The organism is Candidatus Hodarchaeum mangrovi, assembly GCF_975850365.1.
Genome location: NZ_CDLCQJ010000120.1, coordinates 1 through 17,679, shown reverse-complemented (window position 1 = coordinate 17,679; position 17,679 = coordinate 1). Strand labels below are relative to the sequence as shown.

Below are 17,679 nucleotides of genomic sequence, written 5' to 3'. Positions count from 1 at the left end.
GAACAAGGCAATTAATACTAAATCGATGGTCTCAAAGTAATAACGATTTCTGTTAGGTTTTGCAATTATATCAGATTCTATCATCTTATTTAATCCAGAAGATTGGCTAAACTGTTCTTTTTATCACTTATTTAAAAACTACTTTCTCTAAGTTTAGCAAAATGCTCCAAAGTGTCTTTTATAATCTCTTGATCTTCTTTCGAAATTTCATATAATAAAAACACATCAAGATTGAGACGATTTTCTAGTTGTTTTAACTCTCTCAATAGTTTAGCTAAATGTTTTTCTGAATCATTTAATTTATTTATTCTATGATATTCTAATTGTAAAAAATGTGCTTGTTTTGCAATTTTTTCAACTAATTCTCTTTCATCAGAGGAAACAGGGATTCTTATTGGCAGATCTAGAAATTTATTTTGAGTGAAATGAGGAAATGTATCACGAAACGGATCAGCGTATTTGTGATAATAATAATAATAGATTAACTTGGAATTTAAAACTCCTAAAATGTATTCAAGGGAAATGGAATTTTGAGTAGCCAATGATTTAAGCTGAAAAATATAAACCACTTGGGAAACCCAACGATTCTCATAATCGATAACAGTCCGAATCCCATGTCCTGTTTTACGAAGAAGAAGTTTTGGACCTTTATATATTAAAGGATCTTTATATTGAATTCCCAGACGAAAGGGATCGATAAAATAATGAGGACTTATCCAATAACGATGTATATGCTCTCCTGTTAAGAATGGTACACTATTTTGGAAATAATAATTTTTAACAATTTGATCTTCAATACAATCTAATGTCAATAGATTTTTACACTGGTTATTCCTGCAAATTTTCTTAGGGATTTTTGCTTTTCTCATCAATAGAGGAGGATTCCACCAGCCACATTTACCACATTGGATAACCCTTCCTTTTTTATTTAACTCAACCCCTCTACCATTAGTAACTAAGGTTCCAAGTTTAAAAACTCTCTCATAAATAGGTCCTGATCCTTTTTCTATTTGCTTTAATAACTTCTCTGATCCTGATGAAAAGATATTTAGCTGAAAGTTTGAATTATTACGAAAAGAAGATTGCTGATAAAATCTGTAATTGAGACTATTATTTACAAGATCAATCTTGAATAATTTCTTTTTTCTTATGTTTGAAATTACTTTTACTTGATCATTCCCCTCTGGCTTTTTATTCTCTAGAATTATAATCATTGAGGGTTGGGATACATCTTTAAACACATTTTCTCCTAAATTCATTATATAGTGAATTGTATACTCTTCAACGATAATTTTCCTAATTTTATAATAATTTTCATTTATTAAAAATGTATTGGGAATAACAAAACCCAATCGACCATTTATTGTTAAGTTCTTTAAACATTGTTCTAAAAATAACGCCCAAGAATCTGCTTGATTTCCTCCCGATTGATATAGATTGAATAATTTAACACTATATCTCTTCAAGTCAGCTCCCCAAGGAGGATTTGCTATTATCACGTCCCATTTGTCTACTTCAGGGAATAATCTTGTCCAAAGATTTAAATTATTAGAATATGAATCGTGATAGAACTCTTGAACTTGATTTTTAATTTTTTGTTTTATTTTATCTTCTATCAATATTAATTCTGTTAGTAAGCTTGAGTCCATTCTTCCTTGTTTAATAAAATCTTCAGAAATCCTTTTCCTAAAGCTATGCAATTTCCTAGAGTACTTTGGTTCAATTGAAATTTCTGTACTTGGAGGAGGAACTAAGAAATCAGCTTGTTTGATATTTAATGAATAACCTAATAAATTAAGATTTTCAATACTATAAAATATCTGTTTAATGTCGAGGTCTACCCCATAAAGATTATTTGCGATAATATTTCGCCTTATATGTTCATTCCATTGATTGTTTTTTCTTTGAAATTTATTCAAAAAATCATATGCCTTTTTAAGAAAAATACCCATCCCAATAGCAGGATCTAAAATCTTTATATCATTAAGCTCCTTACAATTTACCACATGACCAAGTGTTTTATTAATTATATACTCAACAATATATTCAGGAGTATAATACTGGCCTAGATTTTCCTCTGTTATTAAAGAAGTGCTTTCCATGTTCTAGAAACACAAAATGCATTAAAAATTATTAATAAAAAAAAATTGTGGAGAAGAAATAGAAATCTAATCAGTAAATTTAGAAAAAAAAAAAGAAAGAAATTATGCCTAAGGCATAATATCGGTATCTTTAACAGTCTTTCTCTTTGCATGACGGGCAATTTCAATCGCTGACTTGGCTAAAGTATAGCAATAGGCCTCAAGCTGTTGGTTTAGATAATCCACTGCATCTGCTGAGACTCTAGAAGCACCTGCATCTCTTATCACTCGTTCAACTCTCGCTTTGGCGAAAGCTCGTGATTTTGGATCAGTTGGGGAATATTTGGGCATTCCGACCTTATTAACTGCAAGCTTGATATCTTCTTCCTGAACAGTCTTACGATTAGCAGTATTAGCTAAATTAATAGCGGTTTTGGAACAATTTGTCCCAAATTCCGTTACTAGTTCATCCATTCTTCCAAGTGCTGAAGCAGAGATACGTTCTGCACCAGCAGATTTCATAATCGATTCAATTCTAGCTTTTGCAAAGGTTGCCATTATTTTCACCTTTTCTCCTTTATAAGTTCATCCTAAAGCAAATCAGCTCTAGAACACTAGGTCACCCTCCCATTCGTGAGTTTAAAAGGTTTTACTTTTACACTTCACAAATTAAAAGTACTCGAGTTATAGCTACTAGAATAATAAAATCAAAATCGCTTATAGATGATTTACATGCAAGATTATAACGTAGAGCACTTTACTCTCTGAAAAATGAATTTCCTAAAGAAGAAGTTAGAAGCCCTTTTTATTTTTCTGGCTCATAGCGCACTTTAATACAATCTTTCAACGATTTAACGAAAAATAATAGAGCAAAAGGAATTAAAATAGCAGATCCACCTCAATTTTTATTTAAAATTTTATTCTGCCCAATTTTCACAATGTCAAGAATTATTGTTCCTATTATAACAACTAGAAACATAGCTATCCATTGTTCCACAGTGATTGGAACCAATCCAAAAATCTCGGCTATTGGTTTGACATAAATTATAAAGAGGTGTAAGAAAAAAGCTGTTCCCACAGCAATTACCAGATACATGTTTGTAAAAGGATTAGTAGTCCATACACTTTTATTTTCGGGAGTTCGAGAAACAAAAACTTGAAAAAGTTCAAAAATAACTGATACAGTAAGAGCTAAGGTACGAGCTACTTTTAAATTAGTCTCAGAAAAATCTCCTATGAACGCAACAAAAAAGATCATTGTAGCAAGGAAAGAAATTATTCCTGCGACAAGAGAGAAAATAAGAATTTCTCTCAATAAATTGCTTTGTCGCCCTCTAGGTTGCTCTTTCATAACAATAGGATCTCCAGGATCTACTGAAAGAGCAAGAGCAGGTAGTCCATCAGTCATTAGATTGATCCACAATATTCCAAGTGCCAAATATGGGGAGGGCCACCCTAATAAAACTGTAGCTGTAAAAACAACTAAAATCTCATCAAAATTTGAACTTAGAAGATAACGGATGAATTTTTTCATATTTGAATAAATTATTCTGCCTTCTTCGACTGCTGAAACAATTGTAGCAAAATTATCATCCATTAAAATCATATCACTAGCTTCCCGTGCTACATCTGTACCCGCAATTCCCATTGAAATACCAATGTCTGCGCTTTTTAACGCTGGAGCATCATTGACTCCATCTCCTGTCATTGCAACAACTAAATTAAACTCTTCTTGTAGAGTTCGTATAATACGCTTTTTAATAATAGGTGAAGCTCGTGCACAGACATCAAGGTCTTTTAATACCTCTTTAAATTCCATATCATCCATTTCCTCTAATTCAGCAGAAGTATGAGCTAGATAAAATTTATCTACATCAGGTTTCAGATCTAATGATTTTGCAATTGCTAAAGCAGTGTCTAGCTGATCACCAGTGATCATAATTAAACGAATTCCAGCATCCTTACATTTTCTAATCGCTGACTCGACTTCATCACGAGGAGGGTCTATCATTCCGATTAAACCAACAAAAGTTAACTCTTTTTCAACGATTTCCTCATTAAATTCAGTTAACTCATTTGAAAGTTCTCTTTGAGCAACCGCGAGAACTCGATAGGCTTTCTCAGCTAAAAAAGAATTATTTTGTGAAATTTGAGTTCTAATAGTATCAGCTAAAGAAACCCGTTTATCACCAATTAAAACATGTGTACATTTTTCAAGAACAGAATCAGGAGATCCTTTGATAAACGCCCAAGTATCTTCTTTCCCAGGTCTTTTTCGACTATAAACCATTGTCATTCGTTTTCTTTCTGAGTCGAAAAAAATTTCTCCATTCTCTTTGAGCTGATAACCTTCTTCCCATCGATCTAAAAGAGCTGCTTTCATTGCTGTAACAATTAATGCTCCTTCTGTTGGATCTCCTTGACATAACCATTCATTTTTTTCATAAGAATATTTAATTGAAGAAGTATTGCATAAAGCGCCTATTTTAATCGCTTGATAAAGATCACGAAATTCCTGAACATTTAATTTTATCTGCTTTTCCACATGAATGAAATTTCCTTTGGGTAAATATCCAGTCCCTGTGATGTCAACTAATCCTAGTTGTGGGGTCCATATCTTCTGAACAGTCATTTTATTTTGTGTAAGAGTGCCAGTTTTATCCGTACAAATCACTTCTACAGACCCTAATGTTTCAACAGCTGGGAGTTTTCTAACAACGGCCTTTTTTTTTGCCATTCTTTGCACTCCAATAGCTAAAGTTAATGTTATGGCAGCAGCTAAACCCTCAGGGACTGCAGATACAGCTAAGGCAAGAGCTGTTTCAATTACCTCAATTAATTCCCCTTTTTGATGAAAAAGAGCGTCCTCAATCATTTTAACAAATGGTACTCGTGCTTGGCTAATTTGAGCAAACAAAACCAAAAATACAACGAGAATAACAATAACTCCAAGTATTTTACCAAGACGATTTAATTGCTTTTGAAGAGGAGTGTCTAGAGTTTTCGTCTCTGCAGTTGATTGCGCAATTTTTCCCATTTCTGTATTCATACCAGTTCCGTACACTATTGCCTGACCCCTACCTTTTACTGTTGTCGTTCCCATAAAAGCAATATTTTTTCTTTCTGCAATAGGAATACGAGCTTTTTCTAAAACTTTAGTTGTTTTGTCAACTGGAACGGATTCTCCAGTCAATAACCCCTCCTCAACACGTAGACGACTTGCTTCAAAGATTCTAGCATCTGCAGCAATGGTTTCTCCTTCATACATAAGTAGTATATCGCCTGGAACTAGATCGCGTGTGTCGATACGTATCTCTATACCGTCACGTATAACTAGTGTATCATCTCCCGTCAATTCCTTAAGCTTTTCAAGAGCTGCTTCTGCACGATACTCTTGAACAAATCCTAACACCCCATTAAGGATAACAATAATTACTATGATTAACGCTTCAATATATTCTCCAAAGAGAAGGGAAATCAATGCAGCACCTATGAGTAAGAAGACAATAAAGTCTTGAAATTGAAGAAGAAACATTTTAAAAGGAGAAATTCGTTCTCCAGCTATTAATTCATTAGATCCATATGATTGAATCCTTCTAGCAGCTTCCTCACTCGATAATCCACGCTGTAGATCAGTCTTTAATGAATCCCTCAACTCCTCAATAGTTCTCAAATGAATTGGTGATGTGCCTTCGTTCATGGTGGATATCCTTCTTCTAAGTTTTGGATTAATAATTGCTTTATATTTGTTAATTTAGTGGACTGAACCTTTAAATCCAAAATTTGTTCTCAAATCAAATTTATTATGAAAATTCCGAGGATAGATACTAGAAAACAGAAAATCAAAAGTAGAAAGATAGAAAGACCATACTGTGAGAAAAAACTAGGGACAAAAGGAACTGGTTTCTTAAAATATTCTAAAGGATCAGCTTCATCGAAAATTAGATTGATATTTCTCTTTTTAAGTTCCTCAAAAAACAACTCAGGCTCTTTTATTGCCTCAGGAGGAATAATACCAACTTCTCTTATCTTCTTCTCTGCAAATAGTTGGGCTGCAATCGAAGCAGGGCAACCTGTTAACTTACCCATCTCTAGAGAAGGTGTACAATATACCCAATGAATTTTATTACCAGAATATGTTCCATAAATATCAACGCGTGCTGAAGAAGCAGCAATTCCTCCTGTAGCAAAAATAGATTCGGTTAAGTGAACTAATTTTCCCAGAATTTTTTTACGGGTATTTCCTTGGGTAAGGTGTAATTGTTTCATAGATTCGGAAAATTTATTATTCCAATCAGGAGTTAGACCTCCTTTTAGAGTACAGCGTTGAATATTCTTCAAATATCTAGGAATTGTTACAGGTTCGGGGTGACCACAATCAAAAACAGAAACTTCGCCTAATGGTTCAGGAAAATCAATTTTCACATTCCCTTTTCCTGCAGGAACATAAATCATTTTCCCATCTTGAAAAGATGGAAATTCTCCCGTCACAGCATAAAGTACATGTAAGATCACTGCAAAACCCTCTGAATCAGCAGCACCCCCAGCCCAAGATATATCAATTTCAGTTGGATAGTTTGAATCCAGTTTATTATAAGCATGACGTACTAGGAGATTTGTTAATCCTGGGGTCCAACCAAATCCTAAAAAAATAGGCACTCCCGCCTTCTTAGCTTCATCATTCATTTTTAAGATTTCAATCGTTGGTCCTGAATCATCACAAATGTCAACTAAAGGAGTTTGAGCCTCTATTGCAGCTTTCACGACTTTGGGTCCAAAATAATAAAAAGGACCGATCGCAGAGATTACTATATCATATTTCTGCATTAAAGAGACCAGTTCGGATTGTTTTAATACATTAATATGTTGAAAACTCACTCGTTCATCGTCTAATTCTTTAAGTAGTTGTAATGCACGTTTTTGGTTAATATCACCAATTGTAATTTGAGACCAAATTTTTTGATTACAGGAATCCCTTAAGATATACGACCCCATATCACCTGCTGCTCCAAGAATTAATAATTTCAATTGTAGTACCTCTCCAGTTTACAGATTCTTTAAGTTATTAAGAATTCTTCACATTAAAAACAAATATGATTATAACTATTGAAAGGACTTTTAACCTTTAAGAAAAAAATTTCAACAGAGAATAGAATCTAAACTTTAACTTGGGTAGTCGTTGTTAGATGAAAAATTTTCTTGATATTTATCCCGAATTCGATCAAATTCATCCACTTCTACCACGTGAAATAAAGGAATGGCTGGACCAGTTTTGTGAAACGTTTGAATTTGGCCTTCTTCTAGAAAAATTATTGACTATCTACTTTAAAAATCAAAAAGTTGATAATGAGACAGTTTCACTATTTTTGGGTTATGCAGGATTCTTTTCAGGAAATTCGGTTCTAATCAAACAGATACTTCAAGAAGATGCACAAAATCAATTCTCCTCGCCGATTGGCTATCTTCTTTCGGCCATGGTTGGTGAGGAATTACCAAAAATAACCTCTCTAACACCAATTCTGAAAGAAATTTATCTTTTAATTAGCATTGCTTGGTTTGAATTTCGTGAAGGACAATATTCCCGCGTAATTGGATTGTTATCAAACATTTCAATCGATTTAGAGAAGGATGATCCACTATTCACGACAGTATATAGCTTTATTCTTCTTTTGGCATTTATAGAATCACGGGAATCCCCTGCTGCTGAAAATTTGAAAGAAAGAGTAGTTAAACAATTAAATCAAAATAAATTCAAAGATCATCGATTTTATTCTGGATTTCTAGAAATGGCACTTGGAATTTACCATAATCGATATGGTGATTTGGAGAAAAGTCGAAAATTCTTAGAATCAAGCTATGTGAAGTTTAAGGTATTTTCTAATTATTATTTCTTATTCCACATTGGAGAAAATTTAGGTTTATTGTCTCAAAAGGAAAGAGATTACGAAAAAGCAGTTGAAATCTTTAAAGATCTTCTCAAGATGCGAAAAAGCCTTCAAACCCTAGAAATCGATCCATTTCTAATCTATAGAGTCGTTAATAATTTAGCAGATTTATCTTATGAGTTAGGTGATCTTGATCTAGCTGTTACTTATGCTAAGGAGGCTGTGGATCTTTTCCAGCAATTTAAATTACCTAGTTTAGATGCAATATTTCAATTAAGCCAACTATATTCTATTCAAGGTTTTATTGATAAAGCAAAAGAGAATCTTGAGAATGGTCTAAATCAAGATTGGATTTCTCGAAAGGAAATAGACGATCCTGATTATTATAGGGTTCTTGCCACTATAGAGAAATATGCATGTAATTTTGGATTAGCTCTAGAATATTATAATCATGCCTTAAGAAAATACAAAAAGAGTCGTGACATTTCTAATATTCTCGAATGTCTAGCTGACGAGATAATTTTACATTTAGAGATATTTTTCTGGCGTAAACAAGGTAAAGTTCTTGAAGAAGCCATTTTGTTGGCTGATGAATTTCGCTCTCTTGTTGAAGGCCAAGAAATCAAAGGATGGTCCTATACCTCCAAAGTAATACAAGCTATACCAAGAGCTTTTTCTGGGGATCCAATGGCAAAAAAATTATTAGAAGAAGCTCAGAAGAGTAAAGACATAAATTTCTTTGGACTCGAACACAAAAAACTACTTAATATCGATATTATGAATCTTTCTACTTCACCTCTTGATGCTTTAAACGCAATCGAGTTTTTAACGAGTCTTCAAAACCGTGCTCATAGAGATTCATGGATTATTGAAGAAAAAAAGACAAACCTTCAATTATTAGTAGTTCTCGATAGTGAATCTTCATTACCCATCTTTCTCTATTATTTTGACCGATCTCTCAACTTAGATAGGCTACTAATATCTGGTTTAATTTCAGCTATTAATACAATGTCACGTACACTTTCTTTAAAGGAATTGAATGAAATTCATTACCAAGATTCACTTGTGTTAATTGCACATCGTCATCCGTTATTATTTGCACTTATCTGTGATGAACAAGCCAATATTGGTATTCGATTGAAATTCTTACAATTACGTGAGACTTTTCCCGATATAAATCAAATTCCTACCCAAAACTTCCAAATTGATCTATCCGAATCAACAGAAATTCAAAAATTAGTCCAAGATATCTTTTACAATTAATTATTTCTTTCCTTAAAGAAAATTTCTTAGTTATGGGAGTTTAAGTTATTTTTATTACCAAGATGAATTTTTGATTTTCAATACCTTTAGCTGAACTTACATAAGCAGTTCCTATTCTAATCAAAATTCTTAGCTATTCGAAACATTTTTTATAGCTTAAAGACTGGGAAATTCTTGCTTTCAAAAGTGAGGAAAACATAATGGCTAAAATAATGGAGTTGTTAGGAGATAGTGTTGTGGACCTACCAGTTTCAAGTACAATCAAGGTATTAGCTGCTAAACGATTAGCAAAAACCAGCACTTGGCTTAAAGCTATCTGCCTTGTAGAGACAGGAGGTAAAAGACAGATTCGTTTATACGGATGGCAGAAGAATAAGGAGGGGATTTGGAAGGTTCGACAAAAGTTCAATGTGTCAAAGGGTTATTCTAAAAGGTTATCAGAAATATTCGCAGCTTTCAGTGAATATGATTCTCCAAAAATTGACTAAGAAAATACTATTTAAGTCAATCAACGAATTTTAAGATATAGAAATTTATTTTTCATTGTGAGATTATAATTATAAAGTAACCTCTAAAGTATCCTCCGATTCTTAAAGCTGGCTAAACCAAAATTCTTTTTTGGTAATCAGTACTCCTACTAGATTGACTTTTAAAAGCAAAATATCATTTTCAGAAGTTAGACAAAAATGGAGAGAACAAGAAATGAAAGATCTTTTACAAGTACTATCAACTTTTGGTTTTAGTAAGAATGAAACTGAACAAAATGAAATGGTTCTCCAATTAATGGATGATATCTGTAAAAATGAAATTGAACCCAATGCTCAAGAAATGGATAAAATAGGTTGTACATTTGACCCAAAAACAGGAAAAGTAACCTATCCAGACCAAACTTATAAGATATTAAGAAAAATTAGTCAAAGTGATCTAATGGGATTAGCAATCCCCCAAGAATATGAAGGATCTAATCTTTCTTTTACACTAGTTAACGCTTGTTATGAACGGATCTCTCGGGCTGATGCGGGGACATCATTACTTTTTGGACTTCAAAATTCGTCCAGTGATGTTATCGAGACTTTTGGAACTGAAGAAGCCAAAGAATATTATTTACCGAAATTAGCGAGAGGAGAAATGGTTGGAGGATTGTTATTCACTGAACCTGGTGCAGGATCGGACCTAGGTTCTCTTAAAACTAAAATCCTAGATAATGGTGATCATTATCTTGTAAATGGATCAAAAAATTTTATAACAAATGCAGGTATTGCAGATTGTTATTTGTTTTTAGGGTCAACCAACCCAGAAAAAGGATCTAGAGGATTAACAGCCTTCATTATGGACTCCAAAGATAATCCAGGATTTAAGATCAGTCGTATTGAACATAAACTTGGATTACATAGTAATGCTACTGGTGAAGTTATTTTAGAAGATGCGGTCATTCCTAAGCATAATGTTCTTGGAGAAATTGATAAAGGATTCAGTGTTGTACTATATGAGCTTGCAGCTGCACGTATTGGTATAGGAGCCCAAGCAACGGGAATTGCTGATGCTGCTTATCGAAAAGCTGCTAATTATGTAAAAACACGGAAACAATTTGGGAAAACAATTGAAAGTTTTCAAGTAACACAATTTAAGCTCGCAGATCTCTTTACGAAAATTGCCACAGCTAGATCGGCTTATTTAGTTGCTGCTCGGATGAAAGATCTAAAACAAGATTTTTCTGAATATTCTTCTGTTGCTAAACTATATGGCTCAGAAATAGCGCAAGAAGTCACTTATGAAGCCATCCAAATGCATGGAGGATATGGTTACATCCGCGAATATGATGTTGAACGTTATTACAGAGATGCACGAATTACACCTATTTATGAAGGAACTAATGAGGTTCAGCGTATAGTAATTTCCCGAGCAGAGATGGAAAAGAATTACGCTTCTGAATAAGCCAGAATAGGTGCAAATTTTTTATTTTTCAAATTCATTAATTATAGATTCCAATTTCTGCTTATAGATATAGTAATCTGAATCACTAAATAAAACAAAGTGTATTCTTTTAATATTGGTTTGGGATAAAACCTCTAGAACAGTTTTGATAGCTACTTCTGCAGCGTACTCAATTGGATAACCATAAATACCTGTTGAAATAGAGGGAAAAGCTATACTGCTTACAGAATACTCTTCAGCAAGTAAAAGAGAATTTTTATAGGAATTTCGCAAAATAGTTGATTCTCCACGATTTCCTCCTTTCCAAATAGGCCCTGGAGTGTGAATAACCCATTTTGTTTTTAATAACCCTCCAGAAGTGATTCTCGCCTCCCCTGGGTTACAACCACTAGGATATTTAGCAATACATTCCTTTAAAATTTGTTGACCACCTGCATGATGAATAGCTCCATCAACTCCACCTCCCCCTCTTAAACTAGGATTGGCAGCATTAACTATCACGTCAGTCTCTTCTTTAGTAATATCACCTTTCACTAATTTAATGATGCTAGAACCTAATTTTTTTTCCAAAGGTTATTCTCATCTCTAGTGTACAATTCGGACTCTTCGTGTCCCATTTTCAAATGTTAATATTCCTAGATCTCGAAATCGAGTTACTATTTGGTGAACTGTATAGGTTGCAATTGAAGTCATAGAGGCAATTTCATCAATGGTAGCTACCTCCAAAGCAATTAACTGGCTTAATATCCTTCCTGAATCACTTTCTCCGAGAAAAATTTTTACTGCATTAGAAATACCCATTGCTTTATGACTTTCTTCTCCCATTGCTTCAATCTGAGCCTTTGCACGTTCTAATTCATATTTCTGGATTTCAAATTCATCTTGTAATTCTTTATATTTTTTATTTAGTAATTTTGATTCCTCTCTTTGTGACTCCAAGTCGTCAATTAGCCTTATCTTTTTCTGAATATCCTCTTCGAGTTTAGTCAATTTACCACGAGTTTCTTCTAACTCATTTTCTCGTTTATCAATATTATTCTGTAAGGAATCCATTCGTTCCTTGTGAATCTTCTCTTTTTCAATTGTTAGCTTTTCTTTTTCCTTTAATTGTTCGACTAACTCTTGGTAGCTTTTTGTCATTATCGCTTCCTTTTCAACAGCAATATTCTTTGCTTGACGAAGTTCTTCAAGAACATTCACATATTGTGCATGGAAGTTTTCAATTTGGTCATTAATAGAAAATACCCAATTGTTGGTATTTTGATCAATTTTTTCAATACGAGAACTTAAATCAAGTACCTGATTATTAAGTTCGAGTGAAATGCTCTCAAGGTTTGTTCGAACCTCATCAATTGAAGTATGTAATTCTTTCATGATATTTGTCTGAATGTCTACATTTCTCTCCTCTAGCTTTTTTGAAAATTCACTAAGGCGATTTGCCAGGCTTTCTACCTGACTACGTATCTCTTGGACATCTGATTCAGTCGGTTTTCTTCTAAACAATGAAATTCACCATTTCTTTTTAATTACTGTTCTTAAACTTATGTTCATTTAATATTGAATTATGCTTCTTTAGTTATAAAAATATTCTATTAACAATAAAACTTTTCAAGGAATTTAATTATAATTTAAGGGAGAACGATGGCACTCAATGATATAATTAATTATATTGATTTGAATTTTACACAGAAGCATTTGGAGAAAATCCGTGATTTCATCAAACAACCGTCAATATCTGCCACAGGAGAGGGAGTACGAAAAACAGCTGAAATTCTCCTTACAAAAATTGAAACTTTGGGTGGTACAAATGTCCATTTAGCTGAGACCATGGGAAAAGAATTTGGCCATCCTCAAGTATATGGAGAAATTAAAAGTACTAAAAATAAACCTACCATTCTGTTTTATTCAATGTATGATGTTCAACCAGTTTATCCCGAAAAATGGATCTTAAATGGAAAAAAAATAAATCCATTTGGGGCAGAAATCCATGAATATGAATGGTTTCCAGGATTCTCAGGAAAATGTTTAATGAATCGAGGTGTAATGAATCAAAAAGGTCCAACAATGGCTGCTTTTAATGTCTTAGAGACGTTTCTTGATTTAGAGGGGGAATTACCTGTAAATTTTGTCTTTGTAATTGAAGGAGAAGAAGAATTAGGCTCACCCCACATGTTAAATTTCATCCAAGAGTACAAAGAGCAATTAAAATCTTGTACAGCCGTTTATTTCCCAATGTTTTTTGAAAATTTTGATGGTCAAATTCGTTTCTACTTGGGAGTCAGGGGAGTAATCGAAGCCAAACTCTGGTGCAGAGGAGGCTCTTGGGGGGGACCTATAAGTCGAAATATCCATTCTTCAAACTCAGGTTTAGTGGAAAATCCTATATTTAAACTTATTGAGGCATTAAATTCTATAAAAAATGATAAGAATAATAAAATCCTAGTAAAAGGAATTATGGAAGACCCCAAGATTATTGGACCTTCTTCTGAAGATAGAGAGATTATTAATGAGTTAGTGAAAAACCTGAATTTTAGGGATTTAAAGGAAGCCATGGGAGTGAAAAAATTCCGAGACATGGAAGGTAAGGAATTAGATGGTGGAAATGCGATTATTGAGCAATTATTTACTCCAGGTTTATCTATTAATGGCATTGAAGGGGGTTATTATGGGGAAGGAGGGATGACAATTATCCCACATGAAGTACACGCAAATTTAGATATAAGACTTCCTCCATTCCAAGAAGTTGATTATGTAAAGCAGTGTTACAAAAGACATTTAATTGAGAAATTTCCAATGATTGAGGTAGTTTTTGGATCTGGTTATGGACCAGCAAAAATGAGTCCCTCTCATCCATTAATCCAAGCCACAAAAGCCGTTTATGAAATATTCCAAAAAATTCCACTATTTTACCCCTTACTTGCTGGATCGGCACCTTTCTCTCTTTTCCAGACTATGCTCAATCTTCCATTTGTTTATGGAGGATTGGGGCATGCAGGACGAGCTCACTCACCTTTAGAATATGCGGTTCTTGAAAGTTATGATTCAAAGGTTGGAGGGGTAAAAGAGTTTGAGAAATTCTTTGCTACACTTCTTGTAGAGTTCCAAACAAAACTTTCAAAAAATTAATTTCATTCAAACATTGAAAATCAGTAATCAAAACATTTTTGGGTTTTTAATTTATTATAGTGATCTTCAGGCAAGTCCCATTCTTTATGGACACTATTAACAAAATGGATTCAAAGTTCATTTAATAAAAGTATAAGGTTCATTCTCAATATTTTGAAATAGGTCCGTCTTTTAAAACCTCAAATTATAACTATAAAATAAATATTTTAAAGACAGGTTAAATGCAAATATAAATAATTGTATAGATAAAGGGAGGCGGGTAATTTAATGACCACCAGACAGATATGGTCGATGGAGATGTCGGGGCAACGTTTATAAACGAATTTATATGATATATGGAATATGGTACATTATTTTTGATAAAAGAGGAGCATTAAATGGAAATTCAAGAAACAGATGTATTAATAATTGGTGGGGGACCAGGAGGATACCCAGCAAGCATTAGAGCTGCTCAACTAGGAAAAAAAGTAATTCTAGTAGAAAAAGAGTACCTAGGAGGAGAATGTTTAAACTGGGGGTGTATTCCAAGTAAAGCGCTCATTTCAGCAGCTGGATGTTACTATAGATTGATTCATGAGGCAGAGGAAATGGGGATTTCTGTTAAAGAAGCCTCATTTGATGTAAAAAAAATTCAAGCATGGAAAAATAGCGTACAAATTCGTTTAATCAATGGAATTAAACAACTTTTAAAAGGAAACAATGTAGAATTAATTATTGGAACAGCCTCATTTATTAGTCCTAGTTCAGTTTTAGTTCTGTCTACCTCAGGTACTGAATTTCAAATTAATGCAAAGGATATCATTATTGCCACTGGTGCTAACTTCATTTCACTCCCTGGATTCATTATTGATGAAGAAACCATTGTTACAGCAAAAGGAGCATTAAATTTCGAAAAATTGCCTAGATCACTTTGCATAATTGGAGGAGGGGTTATAGGAATTGAATTAGGTTCTGTTTATGCAAAACTAGGTGTTCCGGTATCAATAATTGAATTATTACCGGAAATATTACCTGGTGTTGACCCCCTATTAACTCGCACGCTTAAAATGCGATTAAAAAAGTTAGGAATCTCAATATATACCTCTTCTAGGGCAAAACCTCCAAAACGGTTAGAAACAGGTGAGTATGAGATAATCATTGACACTAAAAAAGGAGAACAAGTATTACGAGTAGATAAAATTCTTGTTGCTGTTGGAAAACGAGGGACAACTACGGGTCTAAAATTGGAAAATTCAAATGTATTGGTTGATAACAAAGGATTTATTCAAGTAAATAAAAGGCAACAAACTTCCCAAAATTCTATATATGCTGTGGGTGATTGTACTGGACCTCCGTTTTTAGCTCACCGTGCTACAAAACAAGGTATTATCGCAGCTGAAGTTATTGCAGGTCTAGACTCAAAGTTTGATTTTAAATCTATCCCAAGTGCTATTTTTACTGATCCTGAAATCTCCTTTACTGGTCTATCAGAGACTGAAGCAATAGAAGCAGGATACGATGTAATAAGTGGTAAAGCCTCATTCGGGGCATCAGGACGAGCGATAACTCACCAATCTGATTTTGGGTTTGTAAAAGTGGTTGGTGATAAAAATACTGGCCAATTACTCGGGGTGCAGATTATTGGACCTAATGCTTCTGATCTCATAAGTGAAGCCACTCTTGGACTTGAATTAGGGGCAACTCTAGAGGATCTTGGATACGTTATTCATCCACATCCAACACTCCCAGAAATGATAATGGAAGCCGCAGAAGCTGCTCTTGGAAAGGCAATTCACCAGATCAATATCCAGAAAAGAGATTAGATGTTCTAAAACTAAATATGACTCTCTTTATAGATATATTTGAAAAAATTTTCAACAGAATTAGCATTTAAACCAGCAACATTGATGAAAAAATTTTTGGCTTCCTGTGCAGAAAAATTATTTCTTTTCATCTGTTCAGTCATAAATTCAAACTTTTCATGGGGAAAGATGATCCAATCAGAAGTTTCTTCTACATAATATTGAGGTTTAAAACTTGACCATGGTTTCCAATAAAGCGTACCAACACGTACTTCAATAGGTTTCTTCATCATTAGGTATTGGAGTGCAAATTCTAAAGACACTCCAGTGTCAGCAACATCATCTAACAATAGAATTCGACGTCCATGAATTCTACCGGGGAGATCCTGATAAATTATTGGTTCCTTTTCAGTCTTAGCAATTCCAGCATAAAATCCAATTTGCATTATAGAAAGTGTGACTTTTCTCCCTTGAGAGAGAAATAAATCTGAAATTATTCGAGCAGGTACTAGACCTCCACGACTTATACCTGCGATGATGTCAGGAATAAAATTATCCTGAATAATGGAATAATAGAGCTTAACTGTTAATTCTTCAATAAAGTCCCAAGAAGGAGCAGTAAAAGTCAATTCATTTGAATTCATTATTAGTTTCTCTTCCCATGGATACTTATAAGGAGTTTTTAACAAAAAACCCAGATAAAGGATCAATGCTAAAATAGTTTCTACAAAATAGTTATTAACAGATTTATTAATTTTAATTCAAACTTCATTGTGAATTAGAATTATCAAGTTTTAGAATAAATTTCAATAGAATAGAGTCCCAATTTATGAGTTTTTTGACTTTAAGTCTCTAATTTTGCAGTTGGAATAAAATTACAAACCTATAATTCCCAATTGCAAATTTATTTGTTATAATTAATCTTTAGACCCCAATTAAGAATTATTTAATTTTATTAATCCATACTAGGAAAGAATTATTTCCCATTCTTGAGGATTAAAACCAGCATGACCATGGAAACGATCTACAATCAAAAAAGGAAAAGTTGGCGGTAGTTTGTATATTGTCTCAATTTGTTCCTTTAGAAGTTGTCGCTCTTTTAGAGGTAAATCATCAATAAAAAGATAAGAATATTTAAATTTATTATCATTTAGCCATCTAAACGCCTGTCGGCACCAAGAACAGGTGCTAATTGCAAATAGAAAGATCTCATGCTGTTTCTCTCGGGTCCCCTCCACTTGATGGATTTCACCTGAAAATCCTTCCAGATTGATCAACATATCGTTCACCTTGGATCCAGTTCTAGAGATATTAAAGTATACTCAAAGGAAATCGAAGATTTTTTTGTATAACATTATTTTGATAATATGCAATTATTCTGTATTTAATTTCTATCAAAATTCTAAAAGTCTAATAAACATGTTATCAAACATCTAAATTTTTCTTTACAAAATTAAAATTTTCTTTTTTTTAGATAAATTCTGAAATAATTATCAGTATTTAATAATAAAATCACCAAATATGGTAAATTAATTACTTAGAAAGAGGCCGTCTTTCAGGAATCATCGAAATCTCCTGAGTAAAGTCAAAATTCTTATTGAAATATAG

The 17,679-nt window shown here is 33.3% G+C and carries 13 protein-coding genes; 5 read left to right on the top strand and 8 right to left on the bottom strand.

Annotated features, from left to right (window positions below; genetic code table 11):
* Positions 1 to 131: 131 nt before the first annotated feature.
* The 4 genes from ACWVCY_RS11830 to ACWVCY_RS11815 all read right to left on the bottom strand — a co-directional run bounded on the left by ACWVCY_RS11830 (position 132) and on the right by ACWVCY_RS11815 (position 7,109).
* Positions 132 to 2,102: an N-6 DNA methylase gene (locus tag ACWVCY_RS11830; RefSeq protein ID WP_455143035.1), complete on the bottom strand. Its 1,971-nt coding sequence runs from the start codon at positions 2,100 to 2,102 to the stop codon at positions 132 to 134.
* 108 nt (positions 2,103 to 2,210) lie between these two features.
* Positions 2,211 to 2,639: a histone gene (locus tag ACWVCY_RS11825; RefSeq protein WP_455143034.1), complete on the bottom strand. Its 429-nt coding sequence runs from the start codon at positions 2,637 to 2,639 to the stop codon at positions 2,211 to 2,213.
* A gap of 340 nt (positions 2,640 to 2,979) precedes the next feature.
* Complete coding sequence (locus ACWVCY_RS11820) at positions 2,980 to 5,781, bottom strand: cation-translocating P-type ATPase (RefSeq protein WP_455143033.1); 2,802 nt, start codon at positions 5,779 to 5,781, stop codon at positions 2,980 to 2,982.
* A gap of 89 nt (positions 5,782 to 5,870) precedes the next feature.
* Positions 5,871 to 7,109 carry a saccharopine dehydrogenase family protein gene (locus tag ACWVCY_RS11815; protein ID WP_455143032.1) on the bottom strand — a complete coding sequence of 413 codons (1,239 nt, stop codon included), beginning with the start codon at positions 7,107 to 7,109 and terminating at the stop codon, positions 5,871 to 5,873.
* A 158-nt stretch (positions 7,110 to 7,267) separates the two neighbouring features.
* On the opposite strand from ACWVCY_RS11815, the gene ACWVCY_RS11810 reads away from it, so the two are divergent.
* From ACWVCY_RS11810 to ACWVCY_RS11800, 3 genes are all read left to right on the top strand, one after another.
* Positions 7,268 to 9,229, top strand: a complete 1,962-nt coding sequence (locus ACWVCY_RS11810) for a tetratricopeptide repeat protein (RefSeq protein WP_455143031.1) — start codon at positions 7,268 to 7,270, stop codon at positions 9,227 to 9,229.
* A gap of 200 nt (positions 9,230 to 9,429) precedes the next feature.
* Positions 9,430 to 9,717 carry a hypothetical protein gene (locus ACWVCY_RS11805; RefSeq protein ID WP_455143030.1) on the top strand — a complete coding sequence of 96 codons (288 nt, stop codon included), beginning with the start codon at positions 9,430 to 9,432 and terminating at the stop codon, positions 9,715 to 9,717.
* Positions 9,718 to 9,931: 214 nt separating this feature from the next.
* Entirely contained in the window at positions 9,932 to 11,164 is a 1,233-nt protein-coding gene (locus ACWVCY_RS11800; protein ID WP_455143029.1) for an acyl-CoA dehydrogenase family protein, read from the top strand.
* 21 nt (positions 11,165 to 11,185) lie between these two features.
* On the opposite strand, the gene ACWVCY_RS11795 is transcribed toward ACWVCY_RS11800, so the two are convergent.
* Positions 11,186 to 11,734 (bottom strand): O-acetyl-ADP-ribose deacetylase, encoded by a 549-nt coding sequence (locus ACWVCY_RS11795; RefSeq protein ID WP_455143028.1) that lies wholly within the window; start codon positions 11,732 to 11,734, stop codon positions 11,186 to 11,188.
* 15 nt (positions 11,735 to 11,749) lie between these two features.
* Complete coding sequence (locus ACWVCY_RS11790) at positions 11,750 to 12,667, bottom strand: hypothetical protein (RefSeq protein ID WP_455143027.1); 918 nt, start codon at positions 12,665 to 12,667, stop codon at positions 11,750 to 11,752.
* A gap of 138 nt (positions 12,668 to 12,805) precedes the next feature.
* Between ACWVCY_RS11790 and ACWVCY_RS11785 the strand changes: the two genes are divergently transcribed.
* Both ACWVCY_RS11785 and lpdA read left to right on the top strand, forming a co-directional pair.
* Positions 12,806 to 14,290 (top strand): M20/M25/M40 family metallo-hydrolase, encoded by a 1,485-nt coding sequence (locus ACWVCY_RS11785; protein WP_455143026.1) that lies wholly within the window; start codon positions 12,806 to 12,808, stop codon positions 14,288 to 14,290.
* Positions 14,291 to 14,667: 377 nt separating this feature from the next.
* On the top strand, positions 14,668 to 16,092 hold the full coding sequence (gene lpdA / locus ACWVCY_RS11780; protein ID WP_455143025.1) for a dihydrolipoyl dehydrogenase: 1,425 nt from the start codon (positions 14,668 to 14,670) through the stop codon (positions 16,090 to 16,092).
* 11 nt (positions 16,093 to 16,103) lie between these two features.
* On the opposite strand, the gene ACWVCY_RS11775 is transcribed toward lpdA, so the two are convergent.
* Positions 16,104 to 16,715, bottom strand: a complete 612-nt coding sequence (locus tag ACWVCY_RS11775) for a phosphoribosyltransferase (protein WP_455143024.1) — start codon at positions 16,713 to 16,715, stop codon at positions 16,104 to 16,106.
* Between the two features lie 321 nt (positions 16,716 to 17,036).
* Positions 17,037 to 17,351, bottom strand: coding sequence for a glutaredoxin family protein (locus tag ACWVCY_RS11770; protein WP_455143023.1), 315 nt, complete (start codon positions 17,349 to 17,351; stop codon positions 17,037 to 17,039).
* Positions 17,352 to 17,679: the final 328 nt, after the last annotated feature.

Excerpts from the sequence above, each read along its gene's own strand:
- ACWVCY_RS11830 (WP_455143035.1), bottom strand. The coding sequence starts at position 2,102 with ATGGAAAGCACTTCTTTAATAACAGAGGAAAATCTAGGCCAGTATTAT.
- ACWVCY_RS11825 (WP_455143034.1), bottom strand. The coding sequence starts at position 2,639 with ATGGCAACCTTTGCAAAAGCTAGAATTGAATCGATTATGAAATCTGCT.
- ACWVCY_RS11820 (WP_455143033.1), bottom strand. The coding sequence starts at position 5,781 with ATGAACGAAGGCACATCACCAATTCATTTGAGAACTATTGAGGAGTTG.
- ACWVCY_RS11810 (WP_455143031.1), top strand. The coding sequence starts at position 7,268 with ATGAAAAATTTTCTTGATATTTATCCCGAATTCGATCAAATTCATCCA.
- ACWVCY_RS11805 (WP_455143030.1), top strand. The coding sequence starts at position 9,430 with ATGGCTAAAATAATGGAGTTGTTAGGAGATAGTGTTGTGGACCTACCA.
- ACWVCY_RS11800 (WP_455143029.1), top strand. The coding sequence starts at position 9,932 with ATGAAAGATCTTTTACAAGTACTATCAACTTTTGGTTTTAGTAAGAAT.
- ACWVCY_RS11785 (WP_455143026.1), top strand. The coding sequence starts at position 12,806 with ATGGCACTCAATGATATAATTAATTATATTGATTTGAATTTTACACAG.
- lpdA (WP_455143025.1), top strand. The coding sequence starts at position 14,668 with ATGGAAATTCAAGAAACAGATGTATTAATAATTGGTGGGGGACCAGGA.
- ACWVCY_RS11775 (WP_455143024.1), bottom strand. The coding sequence starts at position 16,715 with ATGAATTCAAATGAATTGACTTTTACTGCTCCTTCTTGGGACTTTATT.
- ACWVCY_RS11770 (WP_455143023.1), bottom strand. The coding sequence starts at position 17,351 with ATGTTGATCAATCTGGAAGGATTTTCAGGTGAAATCCATCAAGTGGAG.